The 20,903-nt window shown below is 71.3% G+C and carries 24 protein-coding genes; 10 read left to right on the top strand and 14 right to left on the bottom strand.

Annotated elements, in window-relative coordinates; all coding sequences use genetic code 11:
- Positions 1 to 74: 74 nt before the first annotated feature.
- Both RTA_RS01155 and RTA_RS01150 read left to right on the top strand, forming a co-directional pair.
- Complete coding sequence (locus tag RTA_RS01155) at positions 75 to 932, top strand: alpha/beta hydrolase (RefSeq protein WP_013899532.1); 858 nt, start codon at positions 75 to 77, stop codon at positions 930 to 932.
- Between the two features lie 40 nt (positions 933 to 972).
- Positions 973 to 1,977, top strand: coding sequence for a Bug family tripartite tricarboxylate transporter substrate binding protein (locus RTA_RS01150; protein WP_013899531.1), 1,005 nt, complete (start codon positions 973 to 975; stop codon positions 1,975 to 1,977).
- Here RTA_RS01150 and holA read toward each other — a convergent pair.
- The 7 genes from holA to RTA_RS01115 form a co-directional block, all read right to left on the bottom strand.
- Positions 1,974 to 3,062, bottom strand: coding sequence for a DNA polymerase III subunit delta (gene holA, locus RTA_RS01145; RefSeq protein WP_013899530.1), 1,089 nt, complete (start codon positions 3,060 to 3,062; stop codon positions 1,974 to 1,976). The genes RTA_RS01150 and holA overlap by 4 nt on opposite strands.
- A 35-nt stretch (positions 3,063 to 3,097) precedes the next feature.
- Positions 3,098 to 3,601 (bottom strand): LPS-assembly lipoprotein LptE, encoded by a 504-nt coding sequence (locus RTA_RS01140; protein ID WP_013899529.1) that lies wholly within the window; start codon positions 3,599 to 3,601, stop codon positions 3,098 to 3,100.
- Positions 3,601 to 6,246, bottom strand: a complete 2,646-nt coding sequence (leuS, locus tag RTA_RS01135) for a leucine--tRNA ligase (RefSeq protein ID WP_041675868.1) — start codon at positions 6,244 to 6,246, stop codon at positions 3,601 to 3,603. Before leuS ends, RTA_RS01140 begins: the two co-directional genes overlap by 1 nt.
- 52 nt (positions 6,247 to 6,298) lie before the next feature.
- Positions 6,299 to 6,715: an ExbD/TolR family protein gene (locus tag RTA_RS01130; protein ID WP_013899527.1), complete on the bottom strand. Its 417-nt coding sequence runs from the start codon at positions 6,713 to 6,715 to the stop codon at positions 6,299 to 6,301.
- 86 nt (positions 6,716 to 6,801) lie between these two features.
- Entirely contained in the window at positions 6,802 to 7,458 is a 657-nt protein-coding gene (locus RTA_RS01125) for a MotA/TolQ/ExbB proton channel family protein (RefSeq protein WP_013899526.1), read from the bottom strand.
- Positions 7,459 to 7,465: 7 nt separating this feature from the next.
- Positions 7,466 to 8,305, bottom strand: a complete 840-nt coding sequence (gene dapB, locus RTA_RS01120; RefSeq protein ID WP_013899525.1) for a 4-hydroxy-tetrahydrodipicolinate reductase — start codon at positions 8,303 to 8,305, stop codon at positions 7,466 to 7,468.
- A gap of 2 nt (positions 8,306 to 8,307) precedes the next feature.
- A complete protein-coding gene (locus RTA_RS01115) occupies positions 8,308 to 8,853 on the bottom strand; it encodes an outer membrane protein assembly factor BamE (protein ID WP_013899524.1) in 546 nt (181 codons plus the stop codon).
- 73 nt (positions 8,854 to 8,926) lie between these two features.
- Here RTA_RS01115 and fur point away from each other — a divergent pair, with 73 nt between their 5' ends.
- Entirely contained in the window at positions 8,927 to 9,367 is a 441-nt protein-coding gene (gene fur / locus RTA_RS01110; protein WP_013899523.1) for a ferric iron uptake transcriptional regulator, read from the top strand.
- A gap of 16 nt (positions 9,368 to 9,383) precedes the next feature.
- Here the strand turns inward: fur and hprK are convergent, their stop codons facing one another.
- The 5 genes from hprK to RTA_RS01090 form a co-directional block, all read right to left on the bottom strand.
- Positions 9,384 to 10,334 (bottom strand): HPr(Ser) kinase/phosphatase, encoded by a 951-nt coding sequence (hprK, locus tag RTA_RS01105; protein ID WP_013899522.1) that lies wholly within the window; start codon positions 10,332 to 10,334, stop codon positions 9,384 to 9,386.
- A gap of 85 nt (positions 10,335 to 10,419) precedes the next feature.
- Positions 10,420 to 10,887, bottom strand: a complete 468-nt coding sequence (locus tag RTA_RS01100) for a PTS sugar transporter subunit IIA (RefSeq protein WP_013899521.1) — start codon at positions 10,885 to 10,887, stop codon at positions 10,420 to 10,422.
- 47 nt (positions 10,888 to 10,934) lie between these two features.
- Entirely contained in the window at positions 10,935 to 11,264 is a 330-nt protein-coding gene (hpf, locus tag RTA_RS01095; protein WP_013899520.1) for a ribosome hibernation-promoting factor, HPF/YfiA family, read from the bottom strand.
- 245 nt (positions 11,265 to 11,509) lie between these two features.
- Positions 11,510 to 11,683, bottom strand: a complete 174-nt coding sequence (locus tag RTA_RS20905; RefSeq protein WP_158307814.1) for a hypothetical protein — start codon at positions 11,681 to 11,683, stop codon at positions 11,510 to 11,512.
- Positions 11,684 to 11,738: 55 nt separating this feature from the next.
- The gene (locus RTA_RS01090; RefSeq protein WP_013899519.1) at positions 11,739 to 11,927 is read right to left on the bottom strand and encodes a hypothetical protein; all 189 of its coding nucleotides are present in this window, start codon (positions 11,925 to 11,927) and stop codon (positions 11,739 to 11,741) included.
- Between the two features lie 167 nt (positions 11,928 to 12,094).
- On the opposite strand from RTA_RS01090, the gene RTA_RS01085 reads away from it, so the two are divergent.
- From RTA_RS01085 to RTA_RS01070, 4 genes are read left to right on the top strand one after another with little or no spacing between them, the layout of a single operon-like run.
- Positions 12,095 to 12,712: a cysteine hydrolase family protein gene (locus RTA_RS01085; protein WP_013899518.1), complete on the top strand. Its 618-nt coding sequence runs from the start codon at positions 12,095 to 12,097 to the stop codon at positions 12,710 to 12,712.
- A 31-nt stretch (positions 12,713 to 12,743) separates the two neighbouring features.
- Positions 12,744 to 13,946, top strand: coding sequence for a patatin-like phospholipase family protein (locus RTA_RS01080; protein WP_041674939.1), 1,203 nt, complete (start codon positions 12,744 to 12,746; stop codon positions 13,944 to 13,946).
- Between the two features lie 10 nt (positions 13,947 to 13,956).
- Positions 13,957 to 14,955 (top strand): magnesium/cobalt transporter CorA, encoded by a 999-nt coding sequence (corA, locus tag RTA_RS01075; protein ID WP_013899516.1) that lies wholly within the window; start codon positions 13,957 to 13,959, stop codon positions 14,953 to 14,955.
- Positions 14,952 to 15,626 (top strand): PA4824 family protein, encoded by a 675-nt coding sequence (locus tag RTA_RS01070; RefSeq protein ID WP_013899515.1) that lies wholly within the window; start codon positions 14,952 to 14,954, stop codon positions 15,624 to 15,626. Before corA ends, RTA_RS01070 begins: the two co-directional genes overlap by 4 nt.
- On the opposite strand, the gene RTA_RS01065 is transcribed toward RTA_RS01070, so the two are convergent.
- Positions 15,627 to 16,325: a 5'-methylthioadenosine/adenosylhomocysteine nucleosidase gene (locus tag RTA_RS01065; protein ID WP_041674938.1), complete on the bottom strand. Its 699-nt coding sequence runs from the start codon at positions 16,323 to 16,325 to the stop codon at positions 15,627 to 15,629. It abuts the gene before it with no gap.
- A gap of 67 nt (positions 16,326 to 16,392) precedes the next feature.
- Between RTA_RS01065 and RTA_RS01060 the strand changes: the two genes are divergently transcribed.
- From RTA_RS01060 to RTA_RS01050, 3 genes are read left to right on the top strand one after another with little or no spacing between them, the layout of a single operon-like run.
- Positions 16,393 to 17,247, top strand: a complete 855-nt coding sequence (locus RTA_RS01060) for a helix-turn-helix domain-containing protein (RefSeq protein ID WP_013899513.1) — start codon at positions 16,393 to 16,395, stop codon at positions 17,245 to 17,247.
- Positions 17,248 to 17,290: 43 nt separating this feature from the next.
- On the top strand, positions 17,291 to 18,232 hold the full coding sequence (locus RTA_RS01055; RefSeq protein ID WP_049871350.1) for an SDR family oxidoreductase: 942 nt from the start codon (positions 17,291 to 17,293) through the stop codon (positions 18,230 to 18,232).
- Positions 18,233 to 18,242: 10 nt separating this feature from the next.
- Positions 18,243 to 19,127 carry a protein-L-isoaspartate O-methyltransferase family protein gene (locus tag RTA_RS01050; protein WP_013899511.1) on the top strand — a complete coding sequence of 295 codons (885 nt, stop codon included), beginning with the start codon at positions 18,243 to 18,245 and terminating at the stop codon, positions 19,125 to 19,127.
- A gap of 28 nt (positions 19,128 to 19,155) precedes the next feature.
- On the opposite strand, the gene RTA_RS01045 is transcribed toward RTA_RS01050, so the two are convergent.
- On the bottom strand, positions 19,156 to 20,832 hold the full coding sequence (locus RTA_RS01045; protein WP_013899510.1) for a long-chain-fatty-acid--CoA ligase: 1,677 nt from the start codon (positions 20,830 to 20,832) through the stop codon (positions 19,156 to 19,158).
- Between the last annotated feature and the right edge of the window lie 71 nt (positions 20,833 to 20,903).

Here is a 20,903-nt window from a genome sequence, read left to right as displayed (position 1 = left end):
CGACGGGTGGGCCCGCCGCGAAAGGCAGGGCCCCCTTGCTAGCATGCTAACTCTCCCTCCCAGCCCCTTCCCGCATGCCAGGCGCCCCCGTTCCCGACGACATCGAGTCCCAGTACAACCCGCGCAAGGCGGTGCCGGATGCGGAGCGGTTCGCGCAGCGCGCCGCGGCGCTCAGCGCCGCCACCCGCGCCCGCGGCGGCGGGCGCCTGGACCTGCGTTACGGCGATGGCCGGCTCGCCACCCTCGACGTGTTCCCGGCGGCTGTCCCCGACGCGCCGCTGCACGTGTTCCTGCACGGCGGCTACTGGCGCGGCCGCGACAAGAGCGACTACAGCTACGTCGCCGATGCGCTGGTGCCGCTGGGCATCACCACCGTGGTGATGAACTACGACCTGTGCCCCGCGGTGGAACTGCCGGCGATCGTGCGCCAGGTGCGCGAGGGCCTGCAGTGGGTCCACGCCCACGCCCGCGAACTGGGCGGCGATCCGGCGGCCCTCACCGCGTCCGGGCATTCGGCCGGCGCCCACCTGATCGCCGCGGCCCTGCCCCCGGCCGGGCAACCCCTGCCGGCCTGGGCGCCGCGCGCCGCCGTGCTGGTCAGCGGCATCTACGAGCTCGAGCCGGTGCTCTCCATCAGCGTCAACCAGGAGATCCGCCTGCGGCCCGAGCAGGTGGATGCCATGAGCCCGATGCGCCATCCGCCGACGCCGGCGGTCCCGCTGCTGGTGGCCGCCGGCGGCGCCGAGCCGGCGGGCTGGCTCGGCCAGTCCCGCGACTTCGCGCGCGCCTGCGCCGGGGCCGGGGCCGCCGCGGCCTTCGTGGAGCTGCCCGGCACGCACCACTACTCGGTCATGAACGCGCTCGAGACCCCGGACGGGATGCTGGCCCGGCTGATCGAGGCGATCGCCCGGCCTCGCGCCGCCCGGGCCTGATTCCCCTCTCGCTCTCTCTTCCCCTCCCGACTGGATACCCATGAACGACAACACCCTCCTGCGCCGGCGCGAGCTGCTGGCCAGCGCCTGCGCCCTGGCCGCGGCCGGCCTTGCCGCCGCGCCCGCCACGGGTTTCGCCCAGGCCGGCTACCCGACCAAGCCGATCCGGCTGGTCATCCCCTTCGCGCCCGGCGGCGTCACCGACACCAGCGGCCGCGCCGTGGCCGAGTTCCTCGGCAAGCGGCTGGGGCAGCAGGTGGTGCCCGACAACCGCCCCGGCGCCTCCGGCAACATCGGCAGCCAGCTGGTGGCCTCGGCCGAACCCGACGGCCACACCCTGCTGCTGGTGCTGGACGGCACCTTCGTCATCAACCCGCACGTGTACGAGAAGGTGGCGTTCGACCCGGTGCGCGACTTCGCGCCGGTCGGCAAGATCGGCAACTCCACCATCATCCTGGTGGCGAACCCGGGGGTGAAGGCGCGCACGCTGAAGGAAGTGGTCGCCCTGTCGAAGTCGCAGCCCGGCGGCCTGTCGTACGGCACCTCGGGCAACGGCAGCATCACGCACATCGCCGGCGAGCTGCTCAAGCAGCGCACCGGCGCCAACCTGACGCACGTGCCCTACAAGGGCGGCGGCCCCGCCGTGGCCGACGTGCTGGCCGGCCACATCCCGCTGGCCTTCGCCTCGGCCGCCTCGATCACCGGCCACCTGAAATCCGGCAAGCTGGTCCCCATCGGCGTGCCCAGCGCCCGGCGTTCGCCCCAGTACCCCGACATCCCCACCTTCGCGGAGAGCGGAGCGCCGGACTTCGACCTCAATTCCTGGGTCGGCATCGTGGCGCCGGCCAAGACGCCCGCGCCCATCCTGCAGCGCCTGAACGCCGAGCTGAACGCGGTGCTGAACGATGCCGCCGTGCGCGAGAAGCTGGCCGCCTCCGGCATCGCCGCGACGCCGGGCAGCGCCGAAAGCTTCGGCGAGGTGGTCCGCAAGGAGCTGGCCGCCTACGGCCCGGTGGTCAAGGGCGCCGGCATCAAGGCCGACTAGGGCTTCGTCCGCGCCGGCGCGACGGCCAGGCACAGCTCCATCGCCAGCTTGTGCAGCGCCTGCCAGCCGTCGGCCGGCCAGTCCGGCGACTTCAGGCCCTTGACGATGCCGTCCACCCGGTGCGCCGCCTGCAGCAGGTTGTCCAGCGCCAGCGGCGACAGCCGCGGCAGCACGCGCTCGAACAGCCGCTCCTTGACGCCCCAGACGCGCTGCTCGCGCAGGGCCACCGGCAGCGGCCGGCCCGCCGCCATCGCGTCCTTGACGCGCTTGAGCGCGCGGATGTCCTCGGCCAGCGTGTAGTGCACCAGCACCTCGGCCTCGCCCTCTGCCTGCAGGCCGTCGAGCATGCGCTGCACGCGCGCCGCCTGGCCGGCCAGCACGGCCTCGGACAGCTTGAACACGTCGTAGCGCGCCACGTTGAGCACGGCCGACTCGACCTGCTCGAACCCCAGCACGCCCCGCGTGCTTTCCGGTCCGTCACCGGCGGGGTACAGCAGGCCCAGCTTCTGGATCTCCTGGTGCGCCGCCAGCAGGTTGCCCTCCACCCGGTCGGCGAAGAACTGCAGCGTGCGCTGGCCTTCCTCGCCCGCCGGCACGCGCTGGCCCTGGCGCGCCAGGCGCTGCGCGATCCATTGCGGCAGCGCGGCGCGCTCGACGGGCTGCAGCTCGATGGCGACGCCGCCGCCCTCCAGAGCCGTGAACCAGGCGGACTTCCTGGTCGCGAAGTCCAGCCGCGGCAGCAGCACCAGGGTGAGCGTGCCCTCGCCGCCCTGCGCCTGCTCGGCCAGCTGCTGCAGCGCGGCGCTGCCGTCCTTGCCGGGCTTGCCCGAAGGGATGCGGACTTCGACGACCTGCTTGTCGGCGAACAGGCTGAGCGAGCCGCCGGCCGCCAGCACCGCGCTCCAGTCGAAGTACGCGCCGGCCACCGTGTGCACCGTGCGCTCGGTGTAGCCCTGCTCCCGGGCCGCGGCGCGGATGGCGTCGGCCGCTTCCTGCACCAGCAGCGGCTCGTCGCCGTGCAGGGTGTAGAGCGGGCGCAGCGCCTTCTTCAGGTGCGCATCGAGCTGGGCGGCGGCGAGCTGCATCGCGCGAGTTTAAGGCGCGCTGCGCGCCGCCGCTCCTAGACCGCGTCGACCGCGGCCAGGCGGCGCAGCAGCTGCTGCACGATGTCGGCCTGCATGTCGCGGTACAGCAGCGCCTCCTCGGCCTCCTTGGCCAGCACCGCCGACTCGTTGAAGCTGATGTCGCGCTGCTGCAGCAGCTCGGTCTGAGGGATGAGCAAGCGCCCCTGGGGCGTGCGCAGGCTGAACTGCACGCGCATGCGCAGCTGGAACTCGCGCACCTGCCCGGTGGAGGTGCGGCCCACCACCACCTTCTCGCGCTGCTCGCCGGACAGCTCGAGCAGGACCTGGGCGCTTTGCGGCGCGGCCGGCGGCGTGACCACCCGCAGGCCGTCGTTGGCGGCCAGCGCGCGCCGCAGCTCGGCGGCAATGGGCGAGCCACCGGCGGCGAAATAGAGGCTGTCGAAGGCGAAGTCGGGTGCCTGGCGCAGCTGGAAGCCGCAGGCCGACAGGGCTGCTGCGGCGGCGGCCGCCAGCACCAGCAGATGGCGTCGCCGGGCCATCAGATCACCACGTTGACCAGGCGGCCGGCCACCACGATCACCTTCTTGGGCTGCGCGCCGGGAGCGTGCTTGGCGAAGGCCTCGCTGGCCAGGGCCAGGCGCTCGATCTCCTCGCGGCTGGCCGAGGCCGGCACCGACACGGAGCCGCGGTGCTTGCCGTTGACCTGCAGCACCAGCTCGACCTCGTCCTGCTGCAGCGCCGCCTCGTCCACGCGGGGCCAGGGCGCGTCCAGCAGCTCGCCATGGAGGGCGACGTAGCCCAGCGCCTGCCAGAGCTCGTGCGCGATGTGCGGCGTGGCCGGGTACAGCGCGCGCAGCAGGATGCCGAAGCCCTCGGCCAGGGCGGCGCCGGCGCCCTCCTCCCCGGCGCCCTTGAAGTCCTCCAGCGCGTTGAGCATCTTCATCGCGCCGGACACCACGGTGTTGTACTGCATGCGCTGGTAGTCGTAGTCCACCTGGCGCAGCACGGTGTGCATCTCCAGCCGCAGCGCCTTGGACTGCCTGCCGAACCCCGCCGCGGCCCCGATCCGCTGCACGTAGGTCGCCACGCCGTTCATGGCGGCCAGCTTGTGGCCGAAGTTCCAGACCCGGCGCAGGAAGCGGTAGCTGCCCTCCAGCGCGGCGTCGTTCCACTCCAGGGTGGCCTCGGGCGGTGCGGTGAACATGGTGTACAGGCGCGCCGTGTCGGCGCCGTAGCGCTCGATCAGCGCCTGCGGGTCCACGCCGTTGTTCTTGGACTTGGACATGGTGGTCCAGCCCTCGTACGTGACCGGCCTGCCGTCGGCCCTGGCGGTGGCGGAGACGACCCTGGCATGCTCGTCGCGGACGATGTCCAGCTCGTGCGCCCAGAAGTACTGCTTGCCCGCCTTCTCGCCCGTGCGCGAGAACGCCTCGTTGAGCACCATGCCCTGGGTCAGCAGCTTGGTGAAGGGCTCGTCGATCCGCACCAGGCCCAGGTCGCGCATCACCTTGGTCCAGAAGCGGGCGTACAGCAGGTGCAGGATGGCGTGCTCGATGCCGCCGATGTACTGGTCCATCGGCATCCAGTAGCGCGTGCCCTCGCCCACCATGGCCCGGTCGTTGCCGGCATCGCAGTAGCGCATGAAGTACCAAGCGCTGTCGACGAAGGTGTCCATGGTGTCGGTCTCGCGCCGCGCCGGCTGGCCGCACACCGGGCAGGCGCAGGCCAGGAAGTCCTCGCGCCGGTTCAGCGGGTTGCCGCTGCCGTCGGGCACGCAGTCGGGGGGCAGCACCACCGGCAGGTCCTTCTCCGGCACCGGCACGGCGCCGTGCACCTCGCAGTGGATGATGGGGATGGGCGTGCCCCAGTAGCGCTGGCGGCTGATGCCCCAGTCGCGCAGGCGCCAGGTGACCTTCTTCTCGCCCAGGCCCTTCTGTTCCAGCGCATGGGTCACGGCCCGGACCGCCTCGCCGTAGGTGAAGCCGCTGTAGATGTCGGAGTTGATGGTGACGCCGCGCTCCTTGTCGGCGTACCAGTCCTGCCAGTGCTTGTAGTCGTAGCGCTCGCCGTCCACGTGCACCACCTGCTTGATCGGCAGGTTGTACTTGAGCGCGAAGGCGAAATCGCGCTCGTCGTGGCCGGGCACGCCCATCACGGCGCCGTCGCCGTAGTCCATGAGCACGTAGTTGCCCACCCACACGTCCACCGGTTCGCCGGTCAGCGGGTGGAACACCACCAGGCCGGTGGGCATGCCTTCCTTGTCCCTGAGCGCCAGCTCGGCCTCGGTGGTGCCGCCCTTCTTGCACTCCTCGATGAAGGCCGCCAGCCGGGCGTTGGTGCGCGCGGCATGGGCGGCCAGCGGGTGCTCGGGCGCCACCGCGCAGAAGGTCACGCCCATGATGGTGTCGGCGCGGGTGGTGAAGACGTACATCCGCCCGTCGCCGATCAGCTGGCCATCGAAGCCGCGGATCTCGTGGGTGAAGGCGAAGCGCACGCCCTCGCTCCTGCCGATCCAGTTCTCCTGCATCAGCTTGACGCGCTCGGGCCAGCCGGGCAGCTTGTGCTGCACGTGGTCCAGCAGCTCCTCGGCATAGTCGGTGATCTTGAGGTAGTAGCCGGGGATCTCGCGCTTTTCCACCACGGCGCCGGTGCGCCAGCCCTTGCCGTCGATCACCTGCTCGTTGGCCAGCACGGTCTGGTCCACCGGGTCCCAGTTCACCACCTGGGTCTTGCGGTAGGCGATCCCCTTGTCCAGCATCTTGAGGAACATCCACTGGTTCCACTTGTAGTAGCTGGGATCGCAGCTGGCGATCTCGCGCGACCAGTCGATGGCCAGGCCCATGGCCTGCATCTGCCGCTTCATGTAGGCGATGTTCTCGTAGGTCCACTTGGCCGGCGGCACGCCGTTCTTCAGCGCCGCGTTCTCGGCCGGCAGGCCGAACGCGTCCCAGCCCATGGGCATGAGCACGTTGTAGCCGTTCATGCGCAGGTAGCGGGTCAACATGTCGTTGATCGTGTAGTTGCGCACGTGCCCCATGTGCAGCTTGCCGCTGGGATAGGGCAGCATGGAGCAGGCGTAGAACTTCCTCTTGCGCGCGTCCTCGACCACGCGGTAGGCGTCACGGGCCGTCCAGTGCGCCTGGGCGGCGCGCTCGACCTCGAGGTGGTTGTACTTGTCTTGCATGGTGGGCAAATTGTAGGGGTCGACCCTCACCCCCCGCCCCCTCCCGCAAGCCTCACTTCCCCGGTTCCGCCACGAAGCCGATGCGGTTGAGCCCGGCCTGCTGCGCCGCGCCCATGACCTCGACCACCCGCCCGTAGGGCACGGCCTGGTCGGCGCGCAGCTGGACCTCGGTATCGGGATTGCGCCGGGCGGCCTCGGCCAGCTGCTGCGCCAGCTGCGGCGCCGTCACCGGCTTGTCCTGCACGAACAGCTGGCCCCGGGCGTCGATGGCCACCGAGATGGACGCCGAGGCGTCGCCGGGCTGCGCCGCCTCGGTGGACGGCAGGTCCAGGCGCACCGAGCTGGCCAGCAGCGGTGCCGTGACGATGAAGATCACCACCAGCACCAGCATCACGTCGACCAGCGGCGTGACGTTGATCTCGCTCATGGGCTGCGCGCCCGGGGTGCGCGACATGCGGCCGAAACTCACAGGGCCCCCACGCTTGCGGCCAAAGCCGCTGCGCTGCCCCCCGAGGGGGCGTCCGCGCCTAGGGACGGCCCGGCGGCGCTCATGCGCTATTCGTCCGCGGCCGCCGCGCCCGGCGCCAGCAGCTCGCGCAGGTCGCGCGCGAAGCCTTCCAGGTCGGCCTCCAGCCGCGCGATGACGCGGCCGAACACGTTGTAGCCCAGCACCGCGGGGATGGCGACCGCCAGGCCGGCGGCCGTCATGACCAGGGCCTCGCCCACCGGCCCGGCCACCTGGTCGATGGTGATCTGGCCGGCGCCGGCGATGCCGCTGAGCGCGTGGTAGATGCCCCAGACCGTGCCCAGCAGGCCCAGGAAGGGGGCGATGGACCCCACGCTGGCCAGCAGCACCTGGCCGAACTGCAGCTTGTCGCTGGTGCGGTGCAGCGCGTCGCGCAGGGCCCGCGTGAGCTGCTGCGCCCGCTCGCCCGCCGCGGCCAGCGCGCCGGGTGCCGGCGGCCGCGTGGCCTCCACCAGCGGCAGCACCAGGCCCTCGCGGTCGAAGGCCGCCAGCCGCTGCTGCGCCTCCTCCACCGAGCCGGCCTGCCAGAACGCCGCGGTGCTGCGCCGCACGTCGCGCCCCGCGCGGCGCAGCAGCCAGCCCTTCCACAGGATCACGACCCAGCTGGCCACCGACATCGCCAGCAGCAGCACCGCCACCGCCTGGGTGACGGCATCGCCTTGCCGCAGCAGCTGGCCGATGTTCATGGGCGGCTCACCGCAGGCCTAGGACATCGAACATGTCGAACAGTCCGCTGCGCCGGCCGGCCAGGAAGCGCACGGCGCGCAGGCTGCCTTGCGCGTAGGTCGCGCGGCTGGAGGACTTGTGCGTGATCTCGATGCGCTCGCCGGTGCCGGCGAACAGCACGGTGTGGTCGCCCACGATGTCGCCGCCGCGGATGGTGGAAAAGCCGATGGTCGAGGGATCCCGCTCGCCGGTGACGCCTTCGCGCGCGTACACCGCGCACTCCTTGAGGTCGCGGCCGACGGCCTGCGCGATGACCTCGCCCATCTTGAGCGCCGTGCCCGAGGGCGCGTCCACCTTGTGGCGGTGGTGCGCCTCGATGATCTCGATGTCGTAGCCGGTGGCCAGCGCCTGGGCCGCCAGCTGCAGCAGCTTGAGCGTGACGTTGACGCCCACGCTCATGTTGGGCGCCATGACGATGGCGATGTCGCGCGCGGCCTCGGCGATGGCCTGCTTCTGGGCCTCGCTGAAGCCGGTGGTGCCGATCACCGCGTTGACGCGCCGCTCGCGGCAGGCCCGCAGGTGCGCCAGCGTGCCCTCGGGCCGGGTGAAGTCGATCAGCACCTGGGCCTGCGACAGGCCGGCCTGCAGGTCGGCGGTGACCGGCACGCCGCTGGCATGGCCCAGGAACGCCGCGGCGTCGTTGCCGATCGCCGGGCTGGACGGAACGTCCAGCGCGCCGGCCAGCTGGCAGTCGCCCGAGGCGCGGATGGCCTCGATCAGCATGTGGCCCATGCGGCCGGACGCCCCCGCCACCGCCACGCGGTGCGGCGCCTGGGCGGCGGTGCCCTTGGCGGGTGCGGCCGCCATGCTCAGCGCACCACCGGCTCGAGCGGCGGGTAGCTGCGCGGCGCAGCCGCCTCGGGCGGCTGGGTCGGCGGCTGCGCCGGCGGCGCCTCGAAGCGCTTGAGCTGCTCCTCGGTGGCCTCGAGCACCGGCACCTTGCTGCTGCGGCGCTTGACGTCCACCGCGGCGACGAACTCGGCCTCGGTGGGCATGGTGTCGCCCTCGAATCGCTCCAGCTCGGCGCCCTTGAAGTACACGGTCAGCCGCCGCGCCTGGGGCTCGACGCCCTGGCGGCGCAGCGTGAAGACGTAGTCCCAGCGGTCGTCATGGAACACGCTGGTCACCAGGGGCGTGCCCAGCAGGTCGCGCACCTGCTGGCGGCTCATGCCCGGGCGCAGGGCTTCGACCTGCTCGCGCGAGATGAAGTTGCCCTGTACCACCTGGATCCTGTAGGGGGTGAGGGCGTTGGCGAAACGCTGCGTCGCGTTGTCGAAGCTGCCGCAGCCAGCCGCCGCGAGGCAGGCGGCCAGGCCCAGGGCGAGACGGGCGGCACGTGTGGGGGTGACAGGCATGGGCAGACCCATGGGACTATGATCGAATGATTGTAGCGGCCGCCCCCCGGGGGCCCGGCGCGGGGACAAGACCATGGCCAACATCGAAGAGCTCAAGAACACCGGCCTGAAGGCCACGTTGCCGCGGCTGAAGATCCTGGACGTGTTCCAGAAAGGATCGCAGCGCCACATGACGGCCGAGGACGTGTTCCGCGTGCTGCTGGAGGACCGCTCGGACATCGGCCTGGCCACGGTGTACCGGGTGCTCACCCAGTTCGAGCAGGCCGGCATCCTCTCGCGCAGCCATTTCGAGAGCGGCAAGGCGGTGTACGAGCTCAACGAGGGCACCCACCACGACCACATGGTGTGCCTGGACTGCGGCAGGGTCGAGGAGTTCTACGACGCCGAGATCGAGAAGCGCCAGCACGCCGTGGCCCAGGCCAAGGGCTTCACCATCGCCGACCACGCGCTGAGCCTGTACGCGCACTGCACCAAGGCCGCCTGCCCGCACCGGCCCCGGGGCGGCAAGGGCTAGGGTTCGCGCGGCAGCCTCAGCCGTCCTTCTCCATCGCGCGGCGGTGGCGCTCGACGAAGTCCTGGTAGGTGTCCACCCCGCGCAGCTGCAGGATGGTGTTGCGCACCGCCGCCTCCACCAGCACGGCGATGTTGCGGCCGGCCACCACCTGGATCACGGCCTTGCGGATGGGCACGCCCAGCACGTCCTGCACCAGCGGCTCGTAGGGCAGGCGCTCGTAGTCGCGCTCCAGCGTCTCGCGCCGCACCAGGTGCACGATCAGCTTGAGCCGCATCTTCCTGCGCACCGCGGTCTCGCCGAAGATGGCGCGGATGTCCAGCAGGCCGATGCCGCGCACCTCCAGCAGGTTCTGCAGCAGCTCCGGGCAGCGGCCCTCGATGGTGGTCTGGTTGATGCGGTACAGGTCCACCGCGTCGTCGGCCACCAGGCCGTTGCCGCGCGAGATCAGCTCCAGGCCCAGCTCGCTCTTGCCCAGGCCCGACTCGCCCGTGATCAGCACGCCCAGCCCCAGGATGTCCATGAACACGCCGTGCATGGATGTGCGCTCGGCGAAATGCTTGGACAGGTAGGCCCGCAGCACGTCGATCACGAAGGCCGAGGGCTCCAGCGTCGCGAACATCGGGATCTGGGCGCGCTCGCACATGGACACCAGCGCCTCCGGCGCGGCCTGGCCGTCGGTCAGCACCAGCACCGGCGGCTCCAGCGTCACGATGCGCGAGATCCGCCGCGCGCAGTCGTCGGCCGTGGCGTTGGTCAGGTAGGCGATCTCGCGCTGCCCCAGGATCTGCACGCGGTACGGGTGGATGTAGTTCAGGTAGCCCACCAGGTCGGCGCCCGAACGCGCCGCGCGCACCGCCACCTCGTCGAAGCGGCGCTCCGAGGCGCCCAGGCCGGCCACCCATTCCCATTTCAGCTGGGCGCGGTGGTCCTCGAACAGGACGTCGGCGCTGACGACGGTGGGTTTCATGGCCCCCACGCTCCCCCACTGCGTGTGGGTCGCTGCCCCCCGGGGGGGCGTCCGCGCCTTGGGGCGGCCCGGCGGCGCTCAGGCCTCATGTCGGCTGCGCCGACTGCCAGCTGGCGATCAGCCGGTGCAGCTCGGCCGCACTGGTGCTGGCCTTGATCTTCTCGCGCAGCGGCGCGTCCGACAGCAGCTCGGCGATCTCGGACAGGATCTCCAGGTGCTTCTGCGTCGCCGCCTCGGGCACCAGCAAGAAGATCAGCAGTCCCACCGGCTGCTCGTCGGGCGCGTCGAAGCCGATCGGCTGCGCCAGCTGGAACAGGGCGGCCATCGGCGCCTTCAGGCCCTTGATGCGGCCATGCGGGATGGCCACGCCATGGCCCAGGCCGGTGGAGCCCAGGCGCTCGCGCGCGAACAGGCTGTCGGTGATCAGCGCCCGCGAAAGGCCATGGAGGTTCTCGAACAGCAGGCCGGCTTCCTCGAAAGCGCGCTTCTTGCTGGTGGCATCGACGCTCACAAGCACTTGCGAGGCCGGCAGGATGGACGCGAGGCGGTTCATGGTCGGGAAGCGGGATTATGGCACCCGCCCCCCGGCCAAGGGTCCGCCTACATCAGCCGTTTCGGCGCCTGATGGTGGTGCGCCTGCACCCGGCCCTTGTGCCGGCCGACCTGGCGATCGAGCTTGTCGACCAGCTCATCCAGCGCGGCGTACAGGTCGGCATGGGAGCATTCGGCGAACAGGTCGTTGCCCTTGACGTGGATCATGCACTCGGCGCGCTGGCGGCCTTCCTTCTCCTTTTGCTTCTCCACCGTCAGCAGGACCTTGATGTCGACCACCTGGTCGAAATGGCGGGTGATGCGATCCAGCTTGGTGGTCACGTATTCGCGGAGGGCCGGCGTGACTTCGAGGTGATGACCGCTGATCGTCAAGTTCATGGAATAGCTCCTGTTGCACACGTGGAGGAGGAACCCGCCTGGAGGGGCCAGGCGGAACGGCGAACATGGAATCGTGAAGGACGCTTCGGCCCACTATGCGCCGGGCCGGGGCCAAATGCAACGCATTTCCGGCGGCGCATCGCAGCAAATTGCAAGCGGCCAGCCGGCGCTGCGCGCGAACGGTTTCCCCAATGAAAAAAGCGGCCCGGGGGCCGCTTTGCTTCGTTCGTCAGGTGAGCGCAAACTCAGTGCATGCGCCAGCCCCGGCGCTGCTGGCCGTGGCGCTCCCAGCCGGCGCGGGCGCGCGGATGGAACTGGGCGCCGGGGCGCTCCAGGTTGGCATGCTCGACGCGGTCAACCTGCGGCTTGTCGCGGGGCGCGTCGGCGAAACGGGTGGGGGACTTGCTTTCGAGGGCCATGGTGGTTCTTTCGGATGCGGAGGGCGTCAGCTGCCGCTGTGGAATAGGGGAAGCGTCAGCTGCCGCTGTCGCTGGGGGTCTTGGGGGCCTGCGGGCTGGCAGGGCGCAGCGCCTCGCGGGCCAGGAACGGCCAGGCGTGGCCGCTGCGGCCGCGCCGCAGCTCGAAGTTGTTGGCCTTGCCATCGCTGGCGGCGGGGCGCCAGTTCATGCGGCTGGCGTTCGGGTCGGTCGCGAGCTGGATCATTGGTGATGGCTCCTGGTGCCCGGATGGGCTGGAAGATGCATCCAATGTAGGGGGCGTGCCTCATCCAAGATGTCGGACAGCTTGGGTCAGCCGTGTAGGAATCGTCCTGCTGTCGCGTTCAATGGAGGCCGGCCTCCCGGGCACCGGCCCAGGCCCATCATGGCGGCATGCCCTCCCCGATCCGGGCCCATGGCCTGTGCCCCACCCGCCTGCCCCACAGCCCGCGCGTCCTGCTCCTGGTGGACTTCGTCAACCCGCTGGACTTTCCGGGTGGTGAAAAGCTGGCGCCGCCGGCCCTGGAGGCGGCGCGCGCCACCGCCCGCCTGAAGCAGCGTCTGGCGGCCCAGGGCGTGGCCACCCTGTACGCGAACGACAACTACGGGGTCTGGCAGTCCGATTTCCATAGCCTGGTCGCCCGCTGCCTGGGCATGCAGGGCGAGGCGGCCCAGATCGTCCGGCTGCTCTATCCCCAGGCCGACGACCTCACCATCCTCAAGCCGCGGCACTCCGCCTTCTACGGCTCCCCGCTGGAGCTGCTGCTGGGCGAGATGGGCGCCTCCGAGCTGGTGATCTGCGGCCTGGCCACCGACATGTGCGTGCAGATGACGGCGGCCGACGCCTTTTTGCGCGAGTTCAAGGTCTGGGTGCCGGCCGACTGCTGCGCCGCGGAAACGCCGGAGGCACACCGCGCCAGCCTGGCCTACATGGCCTCGGTGCTCAAGTGCGACGTGCGTCCATCCGAGGCGGCGGCTCTCCAGCCCCGGTCGGTCACGGCCGAGGCCTGAGCGGCCTGCTCTACCATGGCCGGACACGGCCATGGTCCCCGATCCCACCTCCCTTCCCTCCTCCCCCGCCCGCCGGCGGCCGGTGCGCGCCCTGGTGCTGATGGGCGGCGGCGCCCGCACCGCCTACCAGGCCGGGGTGCTGCGCGCGCTGGCCGCCATGCTGCGCCTGCAACCGGGCGGGGAGCGCGGCTTCCCGTTCCAGGTGCTGGTGGGCACCTCCGCCGGCGCCCTCAATGCCGCCTGGCTGGCCAGCCAGGCGGCCTCGGGTCTGGCGGCGCTGGACGGGTTGGCGCCGTTCTGGCTGGGGCTGCATACCGAGGCGGTCTACCGGCTGCGGCTGCCGCCCTGGACGCGCATCAGCCGCCTGCTGGCCGCCGTGCGGCTGTGGGGGCAGGCGCGCCGGCAGGGCGCCATCCTGGACACCATGCCCCTGGTCAACACGCTGCACCGCGCCATCTCGCTGCAGGGCATCGACGACGCGCTGCAGGCCGGTGCGCTGCAGGCGCTGGCCGTGACCGCCTCCAGCTACACCACCGGCGTGCACTGGACCTTCTGCCACGCCGCCGCGGGCGCCGCCTTCGCGCCCTGGCTGCGGCCGGGCCGGCGTGCCGAGTTCCAGCCGCTGACCATCGAGCACCTGATGGCGTCCAGCGCCATCCCCTTCCTGTTCCCCGCCACGCCGCTGTGGGTGGACGGCCGGCGCGAGTACTTCGGCGACGGCGCCATGCGCCAGATCTCGCCGCTGTCGCCGGCCGTGCACCTGGGGGCCGACCAGGTGCTGGTGGTGGGCGTCGGCCAGCCCCAGCGCTCCGGCTTCGCCGCTGGCCCGCAGGGCGGCGTGCCCGGCATGGGCGCCATCGCCGGCCACGCCCTGGCCAGCGTGTTCCATGACACGCTGCAGGCCGACGTGGAACAGGTGCAGCGGGTGACGGACACGCTGCGCCGCCTGCCGCCCGAGCTGGCGGCGGGCCTGCCGTACCGCCCCGTGGACGTGCTGACCCTGCAGCCCACGCGCTCGCTCGACGCGCTGGCGCTGGACCACCTCCATCTGCTGCCGGCCGCGGCGCAGCGGGCGCTGGGCGGGCTGGGCGCGCTGCGTCGCGGCGGCGGACCGCTGGCCAGCTACCTGCTGTTCGAGCCCGGCTTCGTGCAGGCGCTGGTCGACCTGGGCGAGCACGACGCCTACGCGCACAAGGCGCAGCTGCTCGCCTTCGCCGGTGGCGCCACGGCATAATCGCGCGCCCATGCTGAACATCTTCACGCTCGCCAATGGCCGGCTCTTCCAGGAAGAGATCGAGTCCCTGGAGGAGCTGTCGAAATTCCAGCCGATCTGGGTGGACCTGGAGTCGCCCACGCCGCAGGAGAAGCGCTGGGTCAAGCAGTACTTCGGCCTGTCCATCCCCGACGATGCGATGGACGAGGACCTGGAGGAGTCGGCCCGGTTCTACGAGGAGGACAACGGCGACCTCCACATCCGCAGCGACTTCCTGATCGCGGGCAGCGGCGGCGACGACGACGAGCCGCGCACGGTGCGCGTGGCCTTCGTCCTCAACCTGACGAACCGCACGCTGAAAAGCCACGGCGTGCTGTTCTCGATCCACGACGAGGACGTGCCGGTGTTCCGGCTGCTGCGGCTGCGCGCGCGCCGCGCCCCCGGCCTGATCGAGGACGCCAAGGAGGTGCTGCTCAAGCTGTTCGACGCGGACGCCGAGTACTCGGCCGACACGCTGGAGGGCGTCTACGACGAGCTGGAGAAGGTGAGCAAGCAGGTGCTGGCCGGCGACGTCACCGACGAGAAGGCCGGCGAGGTGCTGGGGGCCATCGCGCGCCAGGAGGACCTGAACGGCCGCATCCGCCGCAACATGATGGACACGCGCCGCGCCGTCAGCTTCATGATGCGCAGCCGCATGCTCAACGCGGAGCAGTTCGACGACGCGCGGCAGATCCTGCGCGACATCGAGTCGCTGGACAGCCACACGGCCTTCCTGTTCGACAAGATCAACTTCCTGATGGACGCCACCGTCGGCTTCATCAACATCAACCAGAACAAGATCATCAAGATCTTCTCGGTGGCCAGCGTCGCGCTGCTGCCGCCGACGCTGATCGCCAGCCTGTACGGCATGAACTTCCAGCACATGCCCGAGCTGGCCTGGCGCGGCGGCTACCCGTTCGCGCTGGCCCTGATGGTGGCCAGCGCGCTCGGGCCGATGTGGTACTTCAGGAAGAGGGGCTGGCTGCGATGAAGGGCCTGGCGCGGCCGCTCGCCCTGGCGCTGATCGCCGGCGCCGGCGGCCAGGCTGCGCTGGCCGCCGGCGGCCACCATGCGGTGGACGATGCGGGCATTCTGGAGCCGGGCGAGTGCGAGCTGGAGACCTGGGGCACCCGCGCCCAGGGCGGCGAGCGGCTGCTGCATGGAGGCGGCGCCTGCCGCGTCGGCCCGATCGAGCTGGGCGCGGCCGCCGAGTACGCGCGCGACCACGGTGCCTCGGCCACCGCCTACGGCCTGGAGGCCAAGTGGGCGCGCGAAGTGGCCGAGGGTTTCAGCCTGGGCCTGGTGGTCGCGCCTGCCTGGCAGGCCCGCACACGGCCGCGCTACCAAGGCGCTGCCCTGGTCGGCCTGGCGACCTGGGAACCGCGCGACGACCTGGCGCTGCACCTGAACCTGGGGCGGGACTTCGCTCACCGCGGCCGTGACGAGAACCGCTTCGGCGTCGCCGCCGAGTGGACACCGCGCCAGGGCTGGTCGCTGCTGGCCGAGCGCTACCGCGCAGAGGCCACCCACTTCGTGCGCGCCGGCGTGCGCTGGGCCGCCGGCCGCAACTGGAGCGTGGACCTCAGCCGGGCACAACGCCTGAGCGGGCCGGCGCCGTCCAACTGGACGCTGGGCCTGACCCTGGGCCTGGGCGTCGACTGATCAGGCCCCGGCCAGCAGGGCCTGCACGATGGCCGCCGAGTGCCGGCTGGCCACCTCCCGCACGAAGCGGCTGAAGTCGCCGTGCGCTTCGTCGTCCGCGCGGTCCGAGATCGTGCGCACCGCCGCGAACGGCAGGCCGAAGTCGTGGCAGACCTGGGCCACGGCAGCCCCTTCCATCTCCACCGCCAAGGCATGGGGCAGGGCGGCCTGCAAGGCACGGGCTTCGGCGGTGCTGGAAACGAAGCGGTCGCCGCTGGCCACCAGGCCGCGGTGCAGCGCGGCGGCCGGCAGCGCGGCGCGTGCCGCCGCCTGCAGCCGGCCGGTCAGGGCCGGGTCGGTGTGGAAGCGGCTGGTGCCGTACAGCGGCACCTCGTAACGGGGGAAGATCGGCGAGGCGTCCAGGTCGTGCTGCAGGAAGCTGTCGGCCACCACCACGTCGCCCACCCGCACGCCCGGCCCCAGGCCGCCCGCCACGCCGGTGAAGACGATGCCCGAGACGCCGAAGCGCTCGGCCAGCACGGCGGCGGTGGTGGCCGCCGCCACCTTGCCGATGCGCGACAGCACCGCGACCACCTCCTGGCCGTGCAGGCGGCCGCACCAGAACTCGCGCCCAGCGGCCTGCACCCTGCGCTCGCCAGGCATCAGGGCCAGCACGGCGGCCAGCTCCTCGTTCATGGCGGAGACGATGGCAAGGGTCATGGTGGCGTGTGGAGTTGATCGGCGATTCTGCCGGGTCGGCCGCCCGACGCGGCGCTAGGATGGCTCCATGAACCGGCGGCTCTACCTGCGCCTTCCCGACGATCCCGTGTACGCCCCCGAGACCGACGTTCCGGCGGGCCGCCTGTGCGAGCTGCGCGTGCACGAAGGACTGGCGAGCCGGGTGGCGCACGTCGTTGCCTACCGCGACGAGATCGCACTCTCGCAAGTGGTCGAGGAGCAGGTGGTGCCCGACGGTGCGCTGCGCCTGGTGGTGCAGCGGCAAGGCGCAGCCTGGTCGACTGCGCTTGTCGGGGCGACGCTGGCGCCGGTCGTGCTGCAGTACAGCGGCCGCATCGAAGGCCTGTCCATCACCTTCCGGCCTGGCGCCGCCGCCGGCTTGCTCCAGGTGGACGCGGCCGAGCTCGCCGGACGCGCGGTCTCCCCCGGCGAGCTGTGGGGCGCGGACGGGCGCGAGCTCGAAGGCCTCGTGGCGGGCGCCGCCGGTCTGCGCGCCCTGTCACGCCAGCTGCAGGCCTTCCTGCTGCGGCGCCTGCCGCCCGGCGAGAGCCTGGCGCAAGCCCGGGTGCGGCATGCCGCCGGCCTGATCGCGCGTGGCACCGATGCCGCGCCGGCCCAGGTCGCGCGGGCGCTGGAGATCAGCGAGCGCAGGCTCCAGCAGCTGTTCAGCGAGCACCTGGGTGTTTCGCCCCAGGCCTGGCGCCGGCTATCGCGGGTGCACGGCTGCCTGCGCGAGCTGCGCCGCCAGCCGGATCCGGACTGGCCCGGGTTCGCGCTCGCCATGGGCTTCTACGACCAGGCGCACCTGATCAACGAGTTCAGGGCGTTCTGTGGCGAGACACCCGCCCGCTTCCAGGCGCGGCTGGGCCGCAGCGTTGCGGATTTTTCCAAGACCGCCGCCTGAAGCGGCGTCTAGAGTGCGCGGCCTCATGACCCTGGAGCCCGACATGCCCACCACCACCCCCCGCCGGCCGCTGAGCGGCCTCGTCGCGATCGTCACCGGCGCCAGCCGCGGAGCGGGCCGCGGGATCGCCGTCGAGCTGGGCGCCGCGGGCGCCACCGTCTACGTCACCGGGCGGACCACACGCAACCGGGCACCCGCGACTTACGACGGCCTGCTTCGGCTGTCCGGGCTGGATACCCTGCTGGGCAGCATCGACGAGACCGCATCGGAGGTCACCGCCGCCGGCGGCCGGGGCATCGCCGTGCCTTGCGATCACACACGTGATGAAGAGGTCGGCGCGCTGTTCGAGCGGGTCGAACGCGACCACAGCCGGCTCGACCTGCTGGTGAACAACGCCTGGGGCGGCCACGAGAGCTTTGACGGCGTCTTCGACGCGCCGTTCTGGCAGCACCCCCTGGCGCACTGGGACGCGATGATGGACCGCGGCGTGCGTTCGCACCTGCTGGCGGGCCGTTTCGCCGCGCCGCTGATGGCGCGGCAGCGCCGCGGGCTCATCGTGGCCACGACCTTCTGGGACCGCGGCCGCTACCTGCGCGGCAACCTGTTCTACGACCTGGCCAAGGCCGCCATCAACCGCCTGGCGTTCGGCATGGCCGAGGAGCTGCGCCCGCACGGCGTGGCATCGCTCGCGGTGTCGCCGGGGTGGATGCGCACCGAGTTCGTGCTGGCCGGGCACAGGACCGACGAGGCGCATTGGCGCGAGCGCCCGGAGCTGGCCAGGACCGAGTCGCCCCGCTACCTGGGCCGGGCCGTTGCCGCGCTGGCGGCCGATCCGCAGGTGCTGGCCAGGACCGGGCAGGTGCTGCGCGTGGCCGACCTGGCCGTGGAGTACGGATTCACCGACATCGACGGCCGCACCGTCCCGGCGTTCGAACTCGCCGCCGATGCAGGTGCCGCGGCGGACGAAGCGGACCCACGGGAGTGAAGGTGCGATCGTGACGGGCAGAAGAGGCTCCGCCACCGCGTGTCATGCAACCAGAAGGAGGCACCATGCCCAGCATCGAGCAGCACCGCAGCTCTATGCCGAGTACCTGGCTGCATCGGCCGGCGGCAGGCACCCAGGACTGCTTGCGGCCTTTCGAACCGCGCCGCGCGAGGCGTTTGTCGGGCCGGGACCTTGGCGCGTCTTTACCTGGAGCGGCTACATCGACACGCCAGACGACGACCCGCGCTGGGTCTACCAGGACATCCTCATCGCGCTGGACGAGGCGCTCGGATTGAACAACGGCCAACCCTCGCTGCATGCCCGGTGCCTGGCTGCGGCCGCGCCCGCGCCGGGCGACACCGTTCTCCACGTGGGTGCCGGGACCGGCTACTACACGGCCGTGCTGGCTGAATTGGTCGGTCCAGGCGGACAGGTGCACGCCTTCGAACTGGAACCCGGGCTGGCACACCGCGCGAAGAACTGCCTGGCAAGCTACGGGCGGGTACGGGTGGACAACCGTTCGGCAGCAGAGGGTGACTTGCCGGCGGCGGACGTGATCTATGTGTCCGCCGGGGCAACGCACCCCGTGCGCGGCTGGCTGGAGGCACTACGGATCGGCGGCCGGCTGGTCTTCCCGCTGACCGGTGGCGGCGCCGGCGTGCTGCTGGTCATCCGACGCGTTGCGCCCGAGCGCTGGACCGCCCAGGGCTTGATGCCGACGGCCTTCACGCCTTGCGCGGGCGCACGAGACGACGTTTCGGCCGAAGGCCTGCCGAACGCCATGCGCCAGCGTCCTTACCAGGACATCCGCTCGCTGCGCCTCGACACCGCGCCGGACGCGACGGCGTGGCATGCCGGCCGCGGCTGGTGGCTGTCCACTGCCGAGCCGACGTGAGCCAGGCCCGGTCCTGCGTTGATGACGATTACCTCTTGTCCCGCAGCTCGCGCCGCAGGATCTTGCCGACCGGCGTCTTGGGCAGGTCGGTGCGGAACTCGATCACGCGCGGCCGCTTGTAGCCCGTGAGGTTGGCGCGGCAGTACTCGCGCACCTTCTCCTCGGTCAGCTGCGGGTCCTTCTTGACGATGACCAGCTTGACGGCCTCGCCGGTCTCGGGGTCCGGCACGCCCACCACGGCGCACTCGAGCACGCCGTCCAGCTTGGCCACCACGTCCTCCACCTCGTTGGGGTACACGTTGAAGCCCGAGACCAGCACCATGTCCTTCTTGCGGTCCACGATCCTGAAGTAGCCGCGCTCGTCCATGACGCCGATATCGCCGCTCTTGAAGAAGCCGTCGGCGGTCATGACCTTGGCGGTCTCGTCGGGACGCTGCCAGTAGCCGGCCATCACCTGCGGCCCCTTGATGGCGATCTCGCCGGGCTGGCCGAGCGGCACCTCGATGCCGTTGTCGTCGATGCACTTCATGGAAGTGGACGGCAGCGGCACGCCGATGGTGCCGGTGTACTGGGTGCTGGTGACCGGGTTGCAGCTGGCCGAGGGCGAGGTCTCGGACAGGCCGTAGCCCTCGCAGATCGGGCAGCCGGTCTTCTTCAGCCACAGGTCGGCCACCGCGCCCTGCACCGCCATGCCGCCGCCCACCGAGACCTTGAGGTTCTTCCAGTTGACCTTGTCGAAGTCCGGGTGGTTGGCCAGGCCGTTGAACAGCGTGTTCACGGCGGGGAAGCTGTGGAAGGTGTGCTTGGACAGCTCCTTGAGCACCGCCGGCAGGTCACGCGGGTTGGGGATCAGGATCAGCCGGCCGCCCGTGCGCATGGACAGCATCATGCCCACGGTGAAGGCGAAGATGTGGTACAGCGGCAGGGCGCAAACGCCGGTGGGCTGCTCGCCGGCGGGCACCTTGCCCATCACCGGCGCGTTCCAGGCCTCGGACTGCAGCACGTTGGCGATGACGTTGCGGTGCAGCAGCACCGCGCCCTTGGACACGCCGGTGGTGCCGCCGGTGTACTGCAGCACGGCCACGTCGTCGGGCCGGATGTCCGGCTTGCGCAGCGCGCCGCGCGTGCCCTGGGCCACGGCGTCGTTGAAGCGCACCGCGCCCGGCAGGTTGTACGCCGGCACCATCTTCTTGACGCTGCGCACCACGTAGTTGACCAGCGCGCCCTTGAGCAACCCCAGCTGGTCGCCCATGGCGGCCAGCACCACGTGCTTGACGGGCGTATTGGCGATGCACTGCTGCAGCGTGTTGGCGAAGTTCTCGATGATGACGATGGCCTTGGCGCCGGAGTCCTTGAGCTGGTGCTCCAGCTCGCGCGGGGTGTACAGCGGGTTGACGTTCACCACCACCAGGCCGGCGCGCAGGATGGCCGCCACCGCGACCGGGTACTGCGGCACGTTGGGCATCATGATGGCCACGCGCTCGCCCTTCTGCAGGCCCAGGCCCTGCAGGTAGGCCGCGAAGGCGCTGCTGAGCGAGTCGGTCTGGCCGTAGCTGACCTCCTTGCCCATGAAGCTGTAGGCGGGGCGGTCGGCGTACTTGCGGAAGCTCTCCTCCATCAGGGCCACCAGCGAGCCGTACTGCGAGGCGTCGATGTCGGCGGGCACGCCCGCGGGATAGGCGCTCAGCCAGGGACGCTTGTCCATCGTTGTCTTCTCCATGTCCGTTGATTGTTCAGCTGGCGCGCATTGTGTCCCGGCCCGGGCGACCGCGCCGC

This window comes from Ramlibacter tataouinensis TTB310, from assembly GCF_000215705.1.
GTDB classification, from domain to species: domain Bacteria; phylum Pseudomonadota; class Gammaproteobacteria; order Burkholderiales; family Burkholderiaceae_C; genus Ramlibacter; species Ramlibacter tataouinensis.
Note: the sequence above shows the minus strand (reverse complement) of the source record. Positions and strands in the feature narration are given on the sequence as shown.